The 17,844-nt window shown below is 33.4% G+C and carries 21 protein-coding genes; 4 read left to right on the forward strand and 17 right to left on the reverse strand.

Features of this window, described 5'->3' with window-relative positions:
• Positions 1-793 precede the first annotated feature (793 nt).
• Both IGJ34_RS10285 and IGJ34_RS10290 read left to right on the forward strand, forming a co-directional pair.
• The gene (locus IGJ34_RS10285) at positions 794-1,099 is read left to right on the forward strand and encodes a hypothetical protein (RefSeq protein ID WP_430597396.1); all 306 of its coding nucleotides are present in this window, start codon (positions 794-796) and stop codon (positions 1,097-1,099) included.
• A gap of 283 nt (positions 1,100-1,382) precedes the next feature.
• The gene (locus tag IGJ34_RS10290) at positions 1,383-1,826 is read left to right on the forward strand and encodes a DUF4231 domain-containing protein (protein WP_430597397.1); all 444 of its coding nucleotides are present in this window, start codon (positions 1,383-1,385) and stop codon (positions 1,824-1,826) included.
• On the opposite strand, the gene IGJ34_RS10295 is transcribed toward IGJ34_RS10290, so the two are convergent.
• The 3 genes from IGJ34_RS10295 to IGJ34_RS10305 all read right to left on the reverse strand — a co-directional run bounded on the left by IGJ34_RS10295 (position 1,827) and on the right by IGJ34_RS10305 (position 5,277).
• Positions 1,827-2,024 carry a hypothetical protein gene (locus IGJ34_RS10295; protein WP_430597398.1) on the reverse strand — a complete coding sequence of 66 codons (198 nt, stop codon included), beginning with the start codon at positions 2,022-2,024 and terminating at the stop codon, positions 1,827-1,829.
• 134 nt (positions 2,025-2,158) lie between these two features.
• Positions 2,159-4,075, reverse strand: coding sequence for an ATP-binding protein (locus IGJ34_RS10300; RefSeq protein ID WP_430597399.1), 1,917 nt, complete (start codon positions 4,073-4,075; stop codon positions 2,159-2,161).
• Between the two features lie 155 nt (positions 4,076-4,230).
• Positions 4,231-5,277 carry a DNA cytosine methyltransferase gene (locus IGJ34_RS10305; RefSeq protein ID WP_430597400.1) on the reverse strand — a complete coding sequence of 349 codons (1,047 nt, stop codon included), beginning with the start codon at positions 5,275-5,277 and terminating at the stop codon, positions 4,231-4,233.
• A 142-nt stretch (positions 5,278-5,419) separates the two neighbouring features.
• Here IGJ34_RS10305 and IGJ34_RS10310 point away from each other — a divergent pair, with 142 nt between their 5' ends.
• Positions 5,420-5,812, forward strand: a complete 393-nt coding sequence (locus tag IGJ34_RS10310; RefSeq protein WP_430597401.1) for a DUF3427 domain-containing protein — start codon at positions 5,420-5,422, stop codon at positions 5,810-5,812.
• Between the two features lie 411 nt (positions 5,813-6,223).
• On the opposite strand, the gene IGJ34_RS10315 is transcribed toward IGJ34_RS10310, so the two are convergent.
• From IGJ34_RS10315 to IGJ34_RS10350, 8 genes are all read right to left on the reverse strand, one after another.
• Positions 6,224-6,808 (reverse strand): hypothetical protein, encoded by a 585-nt coding sequence (locus tag IGJ34_RS10315; RefSeq protein WP_430597402.1) that lies wholly within the window; start codon positions 6,806-6,808, stop codon positions 6,224-6,226.
• 74 nt (positions 6,809-6,882) lie between these two features.
• A complete protein-coding gene (locus IGJ34_RS10320) occupies positions 6,883-7,593 on the reverse strand; it encodes a DUF443 family protein (protein ID WP_430597403.1) in 711 nt (236 codons plus the stop codon).
• Between the two features lie 103 nt (positions 7,594-7,696).
• Positions 7,697-7,999: a DUF4176 domain-containing protein gene (locus tag IGJ34_RS10325; RefSeq protein WP_430597404.1), complete on the reverse strand. Its 303-nt coding sequence runs from the start codon at positions 7,997-7,999 to the stop codon at positions 7,697-7,699.
• A gap of 40 nt (positions 8,000-8,039) precedes the next feature.
• Positions 8,040-8,687 carry a DUF443 family protein gene (locus IGJ34_RS10330; RefSeq protein WP_071878299.1) on the reverse strand — a complete coding sequence of 216 codons (648 nt, stop codon included), beginning with the start codon at positions 8,685-8,687 and terminating at the stop codon, positions 8,040-8,042.
• Positions 8,688-8,689: 2 nt separating this feature from the next.
• Positions 8,690-9,325, reverse strand: coding sequence for a DUF443 family protein (locus IGJ34_RS10335; protein WP_430597405.1), 636 nt, complete (start codon positions 9,323-9,325; stop codon positions 8,690-8,692).
• Between the two features lie 4 nt (positions 9,326-9,329).
• A complete protein-coding gene (locus IGJ34_RS10340; protein ID WP_430597406.1) occupies positions 9,330-10,670 on the reverse strand; it encodes a hypothetical protein in 1,341 nt (446 codons plus the stop codon).
• Positions 10,660-11,016, reverse strand: coding sequence for a DUF3958 family protein (locus IGJ34_RS10345; RefSeq protein ID WP_429950638.1), 357 nt, complete (start codon positions 11,014-11,016; stop codon positions 10,660-10,662). Before IGJ34_RS10345 ends, IGJ34_RS10340 begins: the two co-directional genes overlap by 11 nt.
• A 20-nt stretch (positions 11,017-11,036) precedes the next feature.
• Positions 11,037-11,324: a TIGR04197 family type VII secretion effector gene (locus IGJ34_RS10350; RefSeq protein WP_430597407.1), complete on the reverse strand. Its 288-nt coding sequence runs from the start codon at positions 11,322-11,324 to the stop codon at positions 11,037-11,039.
• A gap of 513 nt (positions 11,325-11,837) precedes the next feature.
• On the opposite strand from IGJ34_RS10350, the gene IGJ34_RS10355 reads away from it, so the two are divergent.
• Positions 11,838-12,716 carry a hypothetical protein gene (locus IGJ34_RS10355; protein WP_430597408.1) on the forward strand — a complete coding sequence of 293 codons (879 nt, stop codon included), beginning with the start codon at positions 11,838-11,840 and terminating at the stop codon, positions 12,714-12,716.
• Positions 12,717-13,216: 500 nt separating this feature from the next.
• Here the strand turns inward: IGJ34_RS10355 and lepB are convergent, their stop codons facing one another.
• From lepB to IGJ34_RS10385, 6 genes are all read right to left on the reverse strand, one after another.
• Complete coding sequence (gene lepB, locus IGJ34_RS10360; RefSeq protein WP_430597409.1) at positions 13,217-13,900, reverse strand: signal peptidase I; 684 nt, start codon at positions 13,898-13,900, stop codon at positions 13,217-13,219.
• Positions 13,901-13,919: 19 nt separating this feature from the next.
• Positions 13,920-14,588 (reverse strand): hypothetical protein, encoded by a 669-nt coding sequence (locus tag IGJ34_RS10365; protein WP_206848107.1) that lies wholly within the window; start codon positions 14,586-14,588, stop codon positions 13,920-13,922.
• 22 nt (positions 14,589-14,610) lie between these two features.
• The gene (locus IGJ34_RS10370; RefSeq protein ID WP_206834070.1) at positions 14,611-15,753 is read right to left on the reverse strand and encodes a DUF916 and DUF3324 domain-containing protein; all 1,143 of its coding nucleotides are present in this window, start codon (positions 15,751-15,753) and stop codon (positions 14,611-14,613) included.
• An 88-nt stretch (positions 15,754-15,841) separates the two neighbouring features.
• Positions 15,842-16,657 carry a WxL domain-containing protein gene (locus IGJ34_RS10375; RefSeq protein ID WP_206834071.1) on the reverse strand — a complete coding sequence of 272 codons (816 nt, stop codon included), beginning with the start codon at positions 16,655-16,657 and terminating at the stop codon, positions 15,842-15,844.
• A 35-nt stretch (positions 16,658-16,692) separates the two neighbouring features.
• Complete coding sequence (locus IGJ34_RS10380) at positions 16,693-17,499, reverse strand: WxL domain-containing protein (RefSeq protein ID WP_206834072.1); 807 nt, start codon at positions 17,497-17,499, stop codon at positions 16,693-16,695.
• Positions 17,496-17,843 carry a hypothetical protein gene (locus IGJ34_RS10385; RefSeq protein ID WP_430597410.1) on the reverse strand — a complete coding sequence of 116 codons (348 nt, stop codon included), beginning with the start codon at positions 17,841-17,843 and terminating at the stop codon, positions 17,496-17,498. The genes IGJ34_RS10380 and IGJ34_RS10385 overlap by 4 nt, the downstream gene beginning before the upstream one ends.
• Position 17,844: the final 1 nt, after the last annotated feature.

The raw sequence follows: 17,844 nt of genomic DNA on the forward strand, positions 1-17,844 counted from the left end.
ATTCGAATCGTTGATCGATTCAAGACATATAAATAAAAATTGGCACTTCAATCGTTCGGCGGCAACCTTACGATCGAAGCCTTGTTAAGACACCGTTAACTGTCCAAACAAGTTGCCAATAGTGCTAGCAACATGTACTAGCTTCTTTATTGTACCTAAAATGAGGTGAGATTTCTAGGAAATCTTTGTTTTTTCTGGGTGTGATTAGTTGTTGTGTATATGGTATTAGACTATTGTCAACGGTATTGGGCATCTGCTCAATGCCGTTTTTTTCTGTCCTATAACTAATTTTGAAGGGAGGTACATTTTTAAGAATCGATGAAAAACTGGATAAAACAAAAAGGCACTTCACCGTTTGGCGGCAACCGAACGATGAAGCCTTGTATAGAAATCCGTTACACCTCTGTACAAGTTGCCAATTTGCTAGCACCGAAGCACTAGCTTCTTTATTGTACCTAATTTTCTTTTGAAATTCTAGTTGGTTTTGTTAATTTCTTGGGATTAAGGGTGGTTTAGGAGTGAATTGTGGGGTTGGTTTGGCTGATTGATGACGGTATTGACAGGTTCGGTATCGTTTTTTGTTTTACTCTGGGAGAAGGCGTTATGAATACAGCAAGGCTTTGAAAGTCGTTTGTAGCGCTGGGTTATGGGTTTGCCTCGTCAATGTGCAGATAGAACGGTCACTGAATCCAGAAATTTAGTGAAAAAATTGGTGGGAGAAGTTGGATTTGGGCTTGGGTTTCGTTTGGCGCTTATTGGCTTTTCTCCACCTTATTTGAAGGAGATCAGGAGAATGGATAAACAAGGACAGAATTTAAAGGCGGTTACGTATCAGGATATTATTGAGTTGCGGGATTTTATGGAGAAGATGGCTTCTTGGCAAGAGCCTTTGGCGATTTTGGATCATTTTTTTCAGTTTCGGTCTGGGCCGATTAATAAGAAACGGATTGTGAAGGAGTATTATGCTCGGGCGCAGATGTTTCATGCTTTTTATGAGGATTATAATCGGTTGATTGAGTTGGGGGATGAATTGGTGATGGAGATGGTTAGGGCTGAGAAGGTTGAGACTGGGTTTGAGGTTAGGAAATTGGATTTGTAGTAGGTTAAGTATAGTAAAAAGAAGATGGGTACATAATTCCATCTTCTTTTATATAAACGTTTTTAAGATCATTTATATACTTGTACTCCATAACAACACACTTTTACATAATTATCGTTTATAAAAATTAAATAACATTTTTTTACAAATTTCATTATTCCCTATCATAATAATAGTAAATTTTTTGAATTTAAAAACTAAAATAAGGTTAAAATAAAGTTCACTTAAAAACAATAATATAGTATAATGATCATAATATATAACTTGAAAGGAATTAAACGTTATGCATGAGAATGAATATTTGAATAACAGAGTTGAGCATCAAATTGCCTGGTACAACAATAAAAGTAATGACTCCCAAAAGAAATACAAAAGAATCAAATATGCAATCATACTGACATCAGCTTCAATACCTTTCCTAATCAATTTAAACATTGAGTCAATATGGATAAAAGCAATAGTTAGTTTATTGAGTATAGTAATTACTATTTCAGAAGGAATCGTAAGCTTAAATAAATACAATGAGGTTTGGATAGAATATCGCACAGTTTGTGAGTCTTTAAAATATGAAAAATTCATGTATTTAAATAAAGCAGGAATTTATGAAAATAAAGAAAACTCATACCCTTATTTTGTAGAAAGAGTAGAATCTATTATATCTAAAGAAAATAACAATTGGGTAGGTATAAACAAGCCCTCTGAAAAAGACAATAATCACGAGAATTAGTCAGCGTAATATATCATATGTTTCTTTGAATATTTTATTTTTCACTGGCCATTTATCACCGTTAGGTCCAGTCAGAATCCAGTCTCCTTTTTTTGCTACTAACACACCTTCTAAAGTATTTACACTAGTATCAGTATTTACCTGGTAGGCTTCAACAGGTATCGGTTTTTTTATAGCGCGTAATATTTTTGAAACCATTTTTATCACCTCAATTTTTTTAACATAATTTAGTTTTTTTCTATATTAACTAGGATATTTTGAAGTACGAAAAGTGTCTCTATCGTTGCAGAAACACTTTTTAATCCTCAAATTATCAATAATATATTTCAACTTTAACTTAGCTTAGCTTTTATTTTACTTGCTTCATCTGTGGTTATTTCGTTTGCATATTTTGCTAACTCCTCCTTATTTTCCTTTCTACTTTTGGGAGTTCTTCCCAACTCTATGCTAATATTTTCAATTTTATCACAAAATCCATCAAAATTTATATTGTCAATATAAAAATTTCCATCATATTTCAATGTATTTTGCCACTCTTTGTCAGCATTTAATGGTTTTTTAGGTTCAAAACAATTTAAATTAAAAATCTTATGATTAACTTCTATTAGCCAACCTGCTCCTACCTCTGCTACTGCTCCCCACGATTTTCCCATAGTTTCGCTAGTTACATATACTACAAAAATTTTTTCATCTGATAAACTATCTACAAAAAAGTCTCTTAAATACTCATATATTGTCATGTCTTCAGGAATTCTGGATATTTGATCATCACAACTAGTATATAAGATTTCAGATTTTTGAAACCCATTGTGTAGCAACATTTTGTAAATTATATCTGAAAATGCCTTATCGTCTCTTGTATGACTTATTAATATTTTTTTCTTTTGACTTTCTATTTTGGATTTCAATTTTAAATTTCCAGATTGTTTATCAATCTCATTATTTAGTATATCTTCTATTTGTCTTGTTTCTAAGGAATTATTGGACAACTTTTTTATCTTATCAACTACATTCTTAGAAGTTTCATCTTTAAAATTTTTCATATCCTTTTTAAATTGATCCTCTATTGCTTTTTGCTTCTCTACTCTTTTTTTGTCTTTTTCTTTTCCTTCTAATTTAGAAAATTTTCTTCTTTTAGATACCATATCAGGTAATAGTTTCTCCCTAACATAATCAATAACAGCTATGTATCTTTCATCATCATCCTTATACCCTTGTCTGTTGCTCAAAGCCATATCAGGAAAATCAGTATCTTCAAAACCGTCTACATGTAACTGTCCTACAACATATAGCTCATTCAAAGCATTCTTACCAACTAATGGTAGTATATTAAATTCTCCTAATTTTTTATTAGCATACAAAGAAATAAAATTATCTGAAAAATCTTTTTTATCACGTTTGGAATCTTTTGTTGATTTATATATTCCTATCCATCCCTCTATTTTAAGATCCATTTTTTTTATATTTTTTTTCTTATCATATAAATCAACTTCGATAACAACTGGTTCTCTATTCTCTAGTAAAGATGGATTACTTTCTAAATGTTTGGACTTAAAATACTTATTTAATTTTTTGAATTCTTCACCAAATGTTACTAAAGCTCCTAAATCTTTTATTAAACTATTCTGTGATTCTTTTAGAAGCATATCACTCTTTCCATCATTCACTAAATGGATAACAAATGTTTCATCAACTAAAGGAAAAATTTTCAGAAGGTTATTTTTTAGAGTTTGTTGTGTTTTAGGTAAAGAATAACTTGGATTTAACATTTCTATTGAAGTACCATTGTTTTTTATTCTTTCAAAGGTAATAGTACTTTCGTCAATCGCTACCAACTTCCTATCATCTTCTACATGTTGAGTTAAAATAAAACCAGATTTTTCTCCGTTTTTGATAGTTTTTATATTTACATTCTCTGAAACAGAAAGTGATGCTAATTTACCTATCCCCTTTCTTCCCATTTTCCTTCTTTTATTGCGTTTTGTTTTATCATCATCTTTACTTTTTCTGCTTTCATGAGCCACTTGTAAATATTTTTCAATATCTTTATCCTCATAAGACATTCCAGTTCCATCATCTTCTACAATTATTCTATCTTCTTTTTCAATAATATATACATTAGAAGCGTCAGCATCATAAGCGTTTGCTATTAATTCCCCTAGTATGTAATAAATATTTGTATACAAATGTGGGCCTAATAGTTCCAAAATTCTAGGATCAATATCAATTAAATATTCCTTTTGTTTCATTCCAATTACTCCAATCAATTATTATATATTAATACCAATTTAGTAAAAATTTTTACAATATAAAAAAGCTTCAATCCAAAGTAAAATAATAAACTTTTTATAAGAAAGTTCAGACATAACATTCCATAAAAAATAGCTATTAAAAATAACTATTTTTATAAAATATCTAAATGATTTAATATACTTTGCCCAATTACTTCGCCTAACTTAACGGGTACAGCATTTCCAATTTGCATCGATGCTTTAACAATTTTAATTGGACCTTTCTCCGGATCAAAGAATTTATAATTTTCTGGAAAAGTCTGCAACATAGCTCCTTCACGTAGACTCAATGCTCTATCTTGTTCCGGATGACCAAATCTACCGTTTCCATATCCAACAAATTGTGTAGTGATAGTAGACGACGGTTTGTCCCACTCTAATCTACCATACACAGATCCATAACTTGAACCACTTTTTTTCTTGTAACACTCTGGCAATAATTTTTCATCCCAATCTTTCCAACTACCACCTGGCTTTGAATTTTTAATTCTTGTTAAGTTTAGTTCAGAAAGATTTCTTGCACGGTGTAATGGATCATCTGGATCTGATTCTCCAGCTTGAATTGGTTTCAATTCACTAATAGCCTCCCTTACAGTAGGATAGTTTTCTCTAGTACGTTCTGGAGGATTTAATTTTATTTCACCCAATTTTGATGCTAACAACAAAAGTCGTTTTCTACTTTGTGGAACTCCATATTCAGGTGCATAAACTACTTTGTAATCAACTTGGTAATCGTTCGCTTCTAAAATATCTATAAATTTAACAAAAACATCTTCTTTTACCAATTGAGGAACATTTTCCATAGATACAATGTCAGGTTTGACGAGTTTGATCTGTTTTCCAAAATAATCTAATAAATCCATCTTTTCTTTTCTTGATTCATTTTCTTTATACCTATGACTATAGGCAGAAAATGGCTGACATGGAGCACACCCCATTAGTATTTTTATATCTGTATCTATTGGAAACAAATTGTTAATTTCATTTTCTTCAATGTCTCTAACATTCTTAAAAATGAATTTAGCGTTATTATTCTTCTCATAAGCAAATTTACAGTCTTCTTCTATATCGTAACCAGCTAAAACATTTATACCAGTCCTTTGAACTCCGTGCGTCAATCCACCCACGCCACAAAATAAATCTACGGCATTAATTTTCATAAATATACACCTCTTCAATTTAACATTTTATCACATAAAAGATAATATTTGTACATTTTTCTCTATTTTTTCATTTAACAAATTGATCATATAATGTTACTATCATTAAGAAGACAACATTTGTATTTTAAGGAGGAGTATTGTGAAATATAAATTTGAAAAAAAAAGTTTATATAGTAGAAAAATGGTAAAGAAAATGATAAAAGCACCTAATCCTGAAAAAATTGGTGGGACTTGGAGTACAGGCTACGCAACTTATAATGAATGTATTTTCATTTTTGTAAATATCGGATCTGCTGGTAGAACTGGTCACGATTATAATAATGTACTAAAGGATGATATGCTATATTGGTATGGAAAAACTACACATCAAATCCAGACAAAATCTATTCAAGACTTAATAAATGGTGAATATGAAGTTTATATTTTCACTCGAAATGATAGTAATGACACAAATTTTATTTTTCAAGGATTAGGATCTGTAGTTGATTATAAAGCTTCTATTCCAGTGCATATTACTTGGAAGCTTGTTTAAATCTTCCTTCCAGTTCAAGATTCTGGACAAGAAACACCTAAAAATAATTAATACCACTTTTTTAGAGTGTTTCTTGTTCCCTATAATATTACACACGCAATATTATAATACATTACTCAACTCGTTCAGTATCCAAAATATTTTTTAATACTTAAACACAGATTAAACAGTATTACAGTCTCCAACATTTTTGTTGTAATTCATTTTTTTGTAATAGATTCATTTCAAATTAACAACAAATTACCCTCTAAAATAATTAAGCTTAGGATATTTAGTATCAAGCAAAGATTATTCAATTTTTCTGAAAAACTTCTCCTTATCTTTATGGTTAAATGATTTCTTAGTCTTTTTCCCTTCAATTTGCAAACAAGCATAATATCCTATACTGCCTATTAGTAAACTCTCGTAAATTCACATCTCACTTCTATTATAAAAAAGAGTTATTTTGTTTTTCTCAATATATCTATAAGCCTTTATCCTCTTAGCTGGTGAAACAATACCTATAAAAAATATGAACAGCGTCGTGAAAAAAATTGAAGCAAGAAGCAACAATAGCGAATATTCCTTAAAATAAATTGGAAGCAACGAGAGTACTACCATAACAAAAAGAAAAATGATCAGTAGAAAATTCTTCCCCATTTGTTTTCTTCCTTTAACAAGATACGCTTTTAGTTCATTTTCGCTAACGTCAGTTAAATAATTCAACTTATTTTTATCACTATTAGCAATCTTATTTATTAACAGATTAAAGAAAGTACCACCTAAACAACCAATAACTAAAATTAGTGCTATTAAAGTAACAGGACTCAAAGAAAAGTTAAAAAGTACATGTCCAAATACATAATAAATAGTCACTCCTAAAAATCCTGAAAATATCGTCGATCTATAAGAAGTCATCTCAATTTCAACTACTACTAATTTTTTTGTTACTGTATCTAAAAATATACTCTTTCCCCCTGCTTCACCATTATATACAGCAACATATCGTTTCCACATTTTAGCTCCTCACCCCTTAACTCGAAAACATTCTCTAAGTGCGACAAATATGTCCATCAATGACTATTGAACTGTTATCTCTTTTGATATATTTTGTATTTCCCTCTATTTATTGATAGATGATTGGTTAATAGAAATAATAAAAACAACATCACAAAACATAAAGAAATAATCCAATAGCCTTCCGTTATCACAAGAAGAAATCCCGCTATAATCACTAATGATAGAAACATAAAGTACACACCTAATTTTTTTAAAGTATCAACTAACGAAACTGGTCTCACCTTAATTTTAGTAACAGACAATCCTTCATATTTAATTATTTTCAGCATGGATTTCTTTGATTGAAAAGACCAAAATACTCGAATTATCAAAGCTGGAAATAGTGTTATAAGTAACAGCATAAATATGTAACGACTTGATGGAATCATCATAACTGTATTTCCAACTTCAATAAGTTGGCTATTTTCTATACTTGTTGAAGCATAAAAAAGAGTTAATAACTTGGGTAATACTATATTAAAAATTAAAATCATTAGCACTATTAAAATACTGCTTAACACTTTTCTATTTTTAGCTTCAACTCGATGAATTAGCAAATCGTCAGCTTGGCTTTTATTTAAGATGTACGCTTTTTGTGGCATTAGCCAATTTAATCCGAAAAAGAAATAACCTAAGAATGAACTATCTTTGTCAATTAGATAGTAGTTTGATTGAGAATGTATTACATTATAGCGATGGTTATTATAAAGAGGTTTTGCAGTGGTAAACTCCAGTTTTATCACATCCAATCGTTCGTTTAGTTATAGTTTTTTATTACTAACATAGAATAAGAGTCAATAACTGAATAGTTATTGACAGCTTACTGCATCTTAAATTTTTTCAATATTATCCAAGAGGTTTACTTACAATCCCTCTCTCAATCAACTTTCCTTCACCATTTAGCCATTCAGTATACAATTGTTCAAACCGTTCTTCTTCCTCATCTGTATAACCATTGAACAAAATAGAATCAACATTTTCTTGATTAAAATAAAGCACTTCATTAGGATTTAAACCGCTTGGATATCTGCAACCACTATAATCATACAAAACATTTTTGTCATTTTCATTTACAACGGGACCTCTGTTTAAAACCATAATTTTTTGACTACCTTCTTTTAAGTAAACGATACTACCGATTGTTAACATAATTTTCACTCCTTTTCACTTGAACCTTGGCATTTTAATGTTATTTCTCAGGTTTATAACTATATTCCATATTTTCCATAGGTTTTACTATTGACGTGTTTAAAAATGACACAAACACTAAATAGATGAATATGACTGGTATAACTGTTAAGGATTTAGCCTGGATCAATAAGGACAACAGAAAAACTAAGATTGCTATCAAAATAATCGTTCCAGTTACACAACGTTTTTTATAAAAAGTATTATCCTTCTTTAAAACAATCAGATGATCTAATTTTAGAGTTGTTTCCTCATTAAAAATTTTTTTCAACTTATTAAGATTAACTACAGATCGTATATATCTAAAAATAAAGCTACAGAAAAAAGCGATTAGAAAAGCTAAAACCATAAGATTCATCGTTGTTGCTTCAAAAAATATACTTTCTAATCCTTTCATAAAAGCATAAATTACGCCACCTAGCATAGACCCAGAAAAGGACCATATTGAAGCGCCTGCTTTGTTTTTATGAACTTTTTTAAGCGTAATATATTGGTCTTCACTAATTTTTGTAGCGTTGTTAGCAACATACCACGTAGACATTGGAATCAACCAAGTTGATTTGTGCGAGTCTAAATCAATTAAATACTTATCCTTTTTATTGATCGTTGCTAATTTAAAGCGAGATATTGATGTATCTTCTACTTTCATTTCTATTTACCATATTCTATATATTTATACGGCATATCATTGTAGGGTTTAACAACGAGAGTATTAAGGAAAAACAAGGCAAACGAAAGAATTAGTAATATCACTAAAACTACTGCCTCTAGATAAGCAAGATACAAATACAATAGCAAAAAATAGACTCCTAGAAAAATGAACATAGATTGCAAACAAATTTTTTTGTAGTATGGATTCTTTTCAGCTAATTGGATATATCCCACTGATTTTTGAGTTATTTCGTATTTTTTTAATTGATACACGTTCACTAAAGATACGATATATCTCAAGATAAAAGCTATCATCACAATAACTAAAAAGGAAATTATCAAAGAACTAACTGTTGCTGTTTGAAAGACAATATCGATTACCCCTTTAAGAAAACTATATACCACACCACCTAAACCAATAGCTGCAATGTTTATACCTGTTGATGCTGAATATTTACTATCACGTTTTAGAAGATTATACTGGTCCTTAGTTATTTCTACCGCTTGTAGTTTACTTAACCAGATAATCATAGGAAAGAACCAAAGTAATTTGTTTGTATCCATATCTATGAGATATCTTTTTTCATTGAGAATTGCTAGCTTGTAGCGACTTATTTTAGAATTATCTATTCTCATTCAACTAACCTCCAAAAAAAGATACAACATTATCCCAACCATTCGAAATAGATTGTCCAACTTGATCTAAACCTTTTTTAGCTTTACTCAACTGCTCATCAAAACCTTTAGCCCAATCATCGGCTAAATCTTTAATACCAAGAAAATTAGTATCATATACTATATTTGCGACCACACCACTGGTAACAGCTATACCAATAGCCGCCCAACCTACTGGAGTCACACCTAAAGCAACTGTCGACCAAAAAGTTACGCCAGATGCTATTTGTATTCCAAATCCTGTTGTAACTGCGGTGTGCGAAATTGCTTGTCCCACAGATTTACCATCTAGAATATCTGAAGTAAACCCAATAACTGGACCTGCTACTGTTGCTACTCCTTGTAACATACTCGTAGCAGCAAAACCAGATGCTGCCGCTAAACTTGTACTAGCATAACCTACCCCTCTAGTGAAATATGAACTAACTGTAGAGCTTATAATAATTCCTAAATCTTTCGATAAATAGTCTTCAAAGAATGATAAAACTGTATCTTGTGCTGCACCTATTGCATAATCTATACCATTTTCTTTGAAAAATTCACCAATCTCTTTAGGTATTTTTACATTAGGATCATCTTTTCGAGCTTGCCCAATTGTATGATAATCCGCAGCACTTAAATTAGGTATTTTCTTAACAATTTTATCTAGCTCTCTCTCATTTCTCTTTCTCACAGCTGATTTCACAGAATTCGTCCAATCCAACGCTTTCCCTTTCGGAACCGAAAACGTCCCAGTCGCAGGATTAAACCCACTATTCGCCTGCTGTAATCCTTGCGACAACGTCGAATAAAAACTATTCACTCCATCAAAAATAGCAGGCGATGTCCCATTAAACGTCATTAATTTCTCTAACTTCTGCTCTAAATCACGTTTTGTCGTCTCTAACGATTCAATAATCCGCCGGTTGGCTTGTTCCAATGGATTCGTTCCTGTCGGAAGCTTTGGCAAGCCTCGATTAATACTCTCCATATTCAGGATCGATGTATTGATTTGTCGGATTCGTCTTTCTAAGTCATCTGACTTCAAATCAATACTATCAACCTCAGATGTATATTGATCCACAAATTTTTGACAAGCTTCTGCTGTCATGTCTGCGCCTACTTCGGCACCTTGAACTAAAGGTTGGATCACTGCCGCAAAGAATTCCTTGGCAGAGTCATAGCCTTTACTTGATAGTTCGCCTGCACTCATAAACTGTTGATTGCTTTGCATCAACGACGTATAGCCTTGTGCTAATTGGCTACACGCACTTTTAACACTGGAAGCTTGGCTTCTCGCTTGACCGAGGTACATATCAATACTCATGCTTTTCCGACCTTTCTTCTTTTGTTTTTATTTCTTGCCAATGTAAGTCTTCTTGTTGATCTTCTAATGCTCTTGTTTGTTTTTTTAGTTCTTGCTGTTGCTCTTCTAAAAACTCTTGAACCCCTCGGCTTTGCCAGTTGATTTGCTCGGCCATATCTTGATACAACATATCTGTCTGGCTTTGGGCAAATTCTTCTTGTAATTCATTGAATAATTGCTTTTGATAGAAAAAATATTCTTCGTAGTGTTCTTCTGTTTGGTTGAGGTCACGTTTTAGATCTTCGAGTTTTTCTTGTTCGCGTTCGAGTTGGATTTTTTGCTGGTTGATTTCTTCAAGATTGGACATACTTTATTCCTCCTTTCAGTTTAAGGAAGCATTTGGTTATACTGCATTTGAGCGATTTGTTGATCAACTGCTTCGAATTCAGCTGCCACTGACCGGATATTGTTACTTGCTTGGGTAATGGCTTGGACAAGTGAAGTATTAAAGGTCGTTAGTTGCGTGATTGCTTGTTGCGCATTGCTATTGCCTGCAACGGTCGTTTGGGCATCTTTTGTGATCGTTGTCTCTTGATTTAGAGAACTCACCGATGATGCTATAGAAGTAGCGACAGCTTGTGCTACTGCGGCATTACTGTTTATATCCTTTGGCATCGTTTTTTCCTCCTATAATTAAAAAGTAAACGTCTAACGACTTAGTTTTTATAATAGTATATATACTTAATTGTAATTCTTAAACAACTCAATGTAAATATATGATTTTCAAATGTTTAGTTTGCTTGCTTAAAAGGGAATTATGAAATACATTTTTCAACTTAATTATGTGTTCTTTTTTTAGTTTTTAAATTGATCCAAAAATATGCTCTTTTTTCCTACTTCACCATTATATACGGCAACATATCGTTTCCACATTTTAGCTTCTCACCCCTTAACTTGAAAATATTCTCTAAAATTTTATAAGTATGTCAGTATGGTTATCAATTCTCGGTTATTTCTCCTTTTTTCTGAAATAAAGAAATCAACTATCATGTATTTACAACTCCTAATAGTAAATGTCTGTATTATCAAATCAACACTATACAAATGATTACAACTAAAATGAATATTGACACTAAAAGAACAATATAATATACTTTAAATAATAAATGAAAAGAGAATTAGAATAGTATGAAAAAAGTTTTATGGGGAATTTCATTATTCGTTTGTTTTGGATTTACTACAAAGGTTGAGGCTCAAGAGAAATATGAAATTAGTGAGAATAATACTAATCTGATTGAGGAACTCACCTCAGCGGAACCTGCAAATTCAGATTACATTAATAGTACTATTGATATGTATTATGAGGTACCTTCCGAAAATGATTCTAGTGAAAATTTCAATTCGTTTTTAAATTCAGTTCTAGTTGAGCTAAAAAAATACGATTATAATCAAGATGAAAAATTAGAAAATCAGCTTGAATTTGCTGAGGAAAATGTTGACTCATCTTTGGATAGCAACTTACCTCGAACGTCTAGAGCTTTAGTTGCAACACCTTATGATATCGCTTTAGGAGCATACGCTGCCGGAATTAAACTGGTAGAACGGAGAGGGCATTGGCAGACTGCTAATTATATGAGACGTGCTATTGTTCCAGCAAACAGAGTCAACTCAGCATATACACCAGCAACGTATTACAATACGAATGATACTTGGGCTAAAATGGTAGACAGTGAAGACTTAATGCGCTCTTACTACGGTCGTTTAAAAGCTGAAGCTTTCCGAGGAGGCAGAGCTTCAGGATCTTTCACAGGGTCACATACGTTCACAAGTGGACATTTACTCACAGCTTTACGAGGTGTGTCTTATACAGTGTCCTATAAACGACAAGCAAATGGAAATTACTTTACTACTGTAAAAGTAACTGATATATTTGATTTTGCTTGGGAACCAAATGGATATAGTAATCATTTTGCTGTCGGTTTTGGGAATAACTATTGCTATGCTATGCAATCTCGTGGATATATAAAACCTTATAAAATTGAAATAGTAAGATCTATGTCAAGATAAGATAAGACAGGAGTGAGTTTCATAAAATATAATAAGTTGCTAATCATTACACTTAGTTGTCTATTTATAGTTTTGAAAGTTGTTGGAACTTTTCTGACACTGAATTTTTTACCTATTCAAGACCCTGAAACATTAACAATGGAAGAAAAGTTTAAACTGCAAAAAGAATTTTCTATCAATTATGATTTAGGAAATTCTATGATAAATCTAAGCAAACTATTTTTTGTAGTTTTGATAGCGTACTCGATATACTCATTTTATGTTTTTTGGAGAATTACTCACTCTGACAACAGTGATTTCATCAAATAAGATTTTTTTTCCTCCTTTGCGTACTTAAATATAAAGGGGGTTTTTATATGGATCAAATTATACTACCAGAAAATATCACTAACGATGGGAAAGGTGTTGTTTTAGACAGCCTTTAGTTCATCTTCGCTAACTTTGAATATAGTACAAAAAAGGATGGAACATCTCCATCCTTTTTGTACTATATTTCTACTCTAAAAACTCTTCATCTCACCAAACGGCAAAAGTTGCATCGTAACTTTCCCAATCACATTCTCTTTTGCAATCAAACCATAATGCCGACTATCGGTCGCATACGGTCGATTATCTCCTAAAACTAAGTAGTATCCCTCAGGAATCGCAACAGCAGAGGTCAACGTTCGATTCGTGAAATCTTCTGTATAATTTTTACCATTGCGTTGGCTTTCATTGATTTCATCCATAATAAATTTTTCGTCTACTGGCTGGTCATTCACGAAAAGTGTATCGTCCTTGTACGCAATTTTTTCTTCTGGCAGACCAATGATTCGTCTAATTTGCGTGTTCCCATTGCCACTTTTAAAGGCAACTAAATCAAAGCGTTTGAGGTTCGTTGTTTTTTGAACAAGTACTTGATCTTTTTCGCGTAACGTCGGAATCATGCTAAAACCACGGACCGTCGCGATGGTCAGGAAAAAGGAAGTGATGAAAAGCATTAACGCGACACCCAAACTTATGGCCATGATCAGTTCTTTAAGATAGCTTCTAACACGTTGTTTTTTTCGTTTAGACTTTTTAATAAGGTTTGGTCTTTTTTTCTTTTTCGTGTTTTTTACAGGTACATTTTGGGAAGGACGTTTTTTTCGTTTGGTTGTTGGCTTTTTTTTCTGTTTGATTGTGTGCTTTGGTTTTTTCTCCATAAGAAATCACTCACTCAGATTACTTTTCTTCTTTAAAGGCGGATTCATTCACTTTGTAATAATCAAATGTTTGTTTTTCATAGTCTTGTGCTTTCTTGATGTCTGCTAAAAAACTGTCCACTAACGCTTGGTTTCCGAAAAAGTTTTTTGTTTGTGTACTTGCATTCATTCCTAATTGTTTGATCGAATTATAATAACGATTCAAAGTGATTTGTCCTTCTTCGGAATTGATGTCACTTGCTTTTTTTGTTCCGTAGCTTGCCATAGAGGTCGCTAAGTAGCGAATATTTTTTTGCAATTTTTCTTCGTCGTCGCTTTTATCCCGTGCCACAATCAGTTGGTCTTCAAAGTCTCGCAGTAGGTAATAGCCTTTCACAACAGAATCTGAATCTCCTGTTGTGAGATTCATCGACTGATAATAAGAAAGATACGAGATGCCACCAGCTAAAACAACTGTCACAAATGACATTACCCAAAATAAGCGTATGCTCTTTTTTTTCTGGTTTATCAACTGTCGTTTTTTTCGTGCGATTTTTCTATTTTTCTTTTTATTTTTAAATTTCTTATTTGGAAGTTTTTTTAGCAGTCTACGTTTATGAAAAAACTGTACTAAAAAATAGCCTGACCCTAGGAGCGCAACAATTGACAGTGCTATCCCTATGATGAAAATCCAATCTAAAACAGACATACACTACAGCTCCTATACTTTCCTAATCCTTTTTCTTACTGCTTTTTCCATTAGATGACCCTTGTTGTTTCTTCTTTTTACGTTCTTTTTTTAAGGCTAATTCTTTTTCTTGTTTTTTCTTATTACGTATGCGAATAATGACGAAAATTAGGATAATTAAGGCTAAAATACCAACAACGATTAGGGCGATCAATTTCCAGTCCAGCCCTTTTTCTTGCACTAAACCAACATCTCGCTCGTTGAATTTGTTCGCATCTTTATCTGAAATGTTGAAGTCTTTGGTCCATTTCCATTTTTTATCGCCAGAGGTCACGAGAATGTTCGCTACATAATCTCCTGCAACCATCCGCTCACCGTTCATACTGACAGGAAAGTCAATAAAGGAATTTGGTGCCATTCTCATTGCGGTTTGTTTACGTTCATATAAAACAGTCTCTTTCCCTTTCTCTGTGATTTGAACTTCAACAGTCATATTATCTAAATACGCTGCCATCACATTAGAGTAATTCACAAAAATAGCATTACGATAATTGCTTTGGCCAGCTTTCACACTGTTCAATTCTAAGTCTGGGGCAATAGCTTTTTCTGATTCTTGTAGTACAACACCAATCACATAGGCATATTGGTTAATGATTTTTGAGCCGCCTTCATTAGAAGTGGTGCCATTTTGATCTGCTCTCATCAACTGGATACCACCAGCAATCACCCCATCAAAGCTTGTTTCTGGCATTTGAATGGTCAAATCAAGATTTTTAGTTTCTCCTGGTGCTAGCTCAACTGATTCTGGTCCAGTGACAATATCGGTAAAATCAAATTGTACGGATGGATCGTTTTTAATTGTTGATTCACCGTATTCAATCACACCGTTTTGGTTCGTCTTTGCCCCATTCAATTTAACATCGATTGTCACTTTTTCAGTACCAGGATTGCTTAATGTGATAGAAATCTGTTGATTTTTACCTGGGTCCATTTTTAATTTAAAGTAGCCTAAATCTTTTTTTACTTGATTATCTGGAAACGTAATACTGTACGTAAACCCTGTAACACCTGCTGGATTCTTATCAGCAGAATAACTAGGAACTGCTTTTAAAAAGAAGAGCCCAATAACCACGATGCTCAAAAAGATACTTACCCATTGTTTTATAGATCCTATATGTGATTTCATAACTAACCTCGTTTATTCTAAAGTATATTTTCTATGTACACAGAGGAACAAGTTAAACTCGTTCCTCTGCAAAAATCGAAGATCTTGCTTATGCTTCTGGCGTTTCTTCTGGTGTTTCTTCTGCAGTAGGTGCAGCAGTAATTTTCCAAGTTACAGTAGCAGTGTAATCCGCTACAGCCATGTTTGAAGCAGTTGCTGCAGGAATTGTTAATTTTACAGATTCTGCATCTGTTCCTGGTGTTCCGTTTTGTGATGTTGAACTTTGACCAAATTCTAAGACGTGACGGCCTTTTCCTTCTTTTTTATCTTTATCAGCTACAACGACTGTTTTTGCATCGTTCGCCGCTTCTGTTAATTGGAAACCAGTTTGAACGTTTGAAGGGACAGCATTTGTGTTATCTCCTTGCGCTGCAGCAAGTCCGTTGCTGAAGTCAATTGTTGAACCAGATAATACGTTTGTTCCTGATGTGAATTGTTTTGTTAATTGTGCTGTGATTGTATATCCGAAAACGCCTCCGGCACGAACGTCAGCCCATTGTACATAAGCACCACGTTTTGTTGTTCCACCGTTAAATGTCATTGGTTTTGCATAGCTTGTTACAGTGTTGGCAGATGTTTTAACAGAACCAAAATCCAAATCAGTTGTTTTTTCAATAACTAATGACCCTTGTTCTGTGTTTGTGTTTTCATCTGGAGATTCTGGATCTGGCGTTGGTAAAACTTCACCAGGATTTTCTGGATCGACTGTTTCAGATTCGCCACCACCGGCAGTTCCTTCTGTCACTTTTACTGTACCTTCTGACGTTAATTCAGTTGGTGCTGCGAATGCAGGTGTTGCCGCTCCTAGAACTGTTACTCCTAAAATTGCTACTAATGTTGATGCACAAAGACTTTTTGCTTTCATATTGATGTTCCTCCTAATTGTTTGTGTGTTATTTATTAAGGCAACTTGGCTAAAATCCAAGTTATCTCCGTTTGGTATTCTACCGGATGAATTTTTGTTGTTTCCGGTATGCTTAGTGTAATCGCTGAATTGCTATACACTGGTTTACTATAATGACTGTCTATCACTGGTTTTCCCGCTTGATCTACTACGGGTGTCAGTGTTGCAGGTTGCTTGCTAGAATTGGTATCTGATGCGCCAAATGCAATAGTCCAAACACCTTTACCGCTGCCTGCTCTGGCAGTTGCGACTTCATAGGCTGAACCAATCGAATTTAAAGCAATCGTTTCTCGCATCACGGTAGGCGCTTCACTCGTACCGCTGGAATTTGCCCAGCCTTTATCTAGTGAAAGAACCGCACCTTTTAAATCCTGCTCATTCGTTTCTTGAATAATAGGATTCGTAAACTGATAGTTTTGTTTGACTTGTAGGGTCCAACCGGACGAATCTGCTTGTTGATCGGTAATTTGAATGTAGCTCCCTCTAGGACCAGTTTCACCAAAGAACTGTTGCGCAAGAGCGTGATAATCACGTCCATTTTTAGAAATCTTGCTTTCACCAAAATCAAGAGCAGAAACGTAATCAATACGAAGTGACCCTTCAGTTGAAGGGCTCTCCCCCGGATCAACAACATTCTCTGGATTTTCAGGGTCAACAGGATTGGTTACCACGCTTCCTTTGATGCTGACTGAACCTGATTGATCAAGCGTCTCAGGGGCAGCTTGTGCAATGATGCCTGATTCAATGGCTAGAAACAAACTGGCGATTGATAACGACCAGATACCGACTTGTTTTAACTTCATTTTTGCTCCCCCTTTCTACGTTTTCGTAAAAAGAGAAGCAATAGCAATAGGAATAGAATACCTATACCGAAAATGCCGTAGTTTTTTAGCAGCTCCCCCATACTAGGAAGTGTTTTTCCAGCTGGTTTCACTGTTGTACTCGGAGTTGTCGTTGTGGATGAACTTGGTTCAGTACTGGTAGAGGAATCAGACGGTTCTGTCGATTCTTCGTAAAATGAAATCTTACCGCCTCGATTGACTTGCCCACCTGTTCCTTCATTCGCACTTGAACTGTTTGAGTAACTAAACATGCCGGTCAATACAACCAGAGAGCAGACGATTAATGTTATTGTTTTATGTTTCATT

The organism is Enterococcus sp. AZ177 (assembly GCF_050544585.1).
In the GTDB taxonomy this organism is placed as follows: Bacteria; Bacillota; Bacilli; order Lactobacillales; family Enterococcaceae; genus Enterococcus_L; species Enterococcus_L plantarum.

Bases quoted from the DNA above. Each gene is read 5' to 3' on its own strand.
- IGJ34_RS10380 (WP_206834072.1), bottom strand. From the start codon at position 17,499: ATGAAGTTAAAACAAGTCGGTATCTGGTCGTTATCAATCGCCAGTTTG.
- IGJ34_RS10295 (WP_430597398.1), bottom strand. From the start codon at position 2,024: ATGGTTTCAAAAATATTACGCGCTATAAAAAAACCGATACCTGTTGAA.
- IGJ34_RS10305 (WP_430597400.1), bottom strand. From the start codon at position 5,277: ATGAAAATTAATGCCGTAGATTTATTTTGTGGCGTGGGTGGATTGACG.
- IGJ34_RS10385 (WP_430597410.1), bottom strand. From the start codon at position 17,843: ATGAAACATAAAACAATAACATTAATCGTCTGCTCTCTGGTTGTATTG.
- IGJ34_RS10345 (WP_429950638.1), bottom strand. From the start codon at position 11,016: ATGTCCAATCTTGAAGAAATCAACCAGCAAAAAATCCAACTCGAACGC.
- IGJ34_RS10285 (WP_430597396.1), top strand. From the start codon at position 794: ATGGATAAACAAGGACAGAATTTAAAGGCGGTTACGTATCAGGATATT.
- IGJ34_RS10365 (WP_206848107.1), bottom strand. From the start codon at position 14,588: ATGTCTGTTTTAGATTGGATTTTCATCATAGGGATAGCACTGTCAATT.
- IGJ34_RS10375 (WP_206834071.1), bottom strand. From the start codon at position 16,657: ATGAAAGCAAAAAGTCTTTGTGCATCAACATTAGTAGCAATTTTAGGA.
- IGJ34_RS10325 (WP_430597404.1), bottom strand. From the start codon at position 7,999: ATGTTAACAATCGGTAGTATCGTTTACTTAAAAGAAGGTAGTCAAAAA.
- IGJ34_RS10340 (WP_430597406.1), bottom strand. From the start codon at position 10,670: ATGAGTATTGATATGTACCTCGGTCAAGCGAGAAGCCAAGCTTCCAGT.
- IGJ34_RS10330 (WP_071878299.1), bottom strand. From the start codon at position 8,687: ATGAAAGTAGAAGATACATCAATATCTCGCTTTAAATTAGCAACGATC.
- IGJ34_RS10350 (WP_430597407.1), bottom strand. From the start codon at position 11,324: ATGCCAAAGGATATAAACAGTAATGCCGCAGTAGCACAAGCTGTCGCT.
- IGJ34_RS10290 (WP_430597397.1), top strand. From the start codon at position 1,383: ATGCATGAGAATGAATATTTGAATAACAGAGTTGAGCATCAAATTGCC.
- IGJ34_RS10355 (WP_430597408.1), top strand. From the start codon at position 11,838: ATGAAAAAAGTTTTATGGGGAATTTCATTATTCGTTTGTTTTGGATTT.
- lepB (WP_430597409.1), bottom strand. From the start codon at position 13,900: ATGGAGAAAAAACCAAAGCACACAATCAAACAGAAAAAAAAGCCAACA.
- IGJ34_RS10315 (WP_430597402.1), bottom strand. From the start codon at position 6,808: ATGTGGAAACGATATGTTGCTGTATATAATGGTGAAGCAGGGGGAAAG.
- IGJ34_RS10335 (WP_430597405.1), bottom strand. From the start codon at position 9,325: ATGAGAATAGATAATTCTAAAATAAGTCGCTACAAGCTAGCAATTCTC.
- IGJ34_RS10370 (WP_206834070.1), bottom strand. From the start codon at position 15,753: ATGAAATCACATATAGGATCTATAAAACAATGGGTAAGTATCTTTTTG.
- IGJ34_RS10300 (WP_430597399.1), bottom strand. From the start codon at position 4,075: ATGAAACAAAAGGAATATTTAATTGATATTGATCCTAGAATTTTGGAA.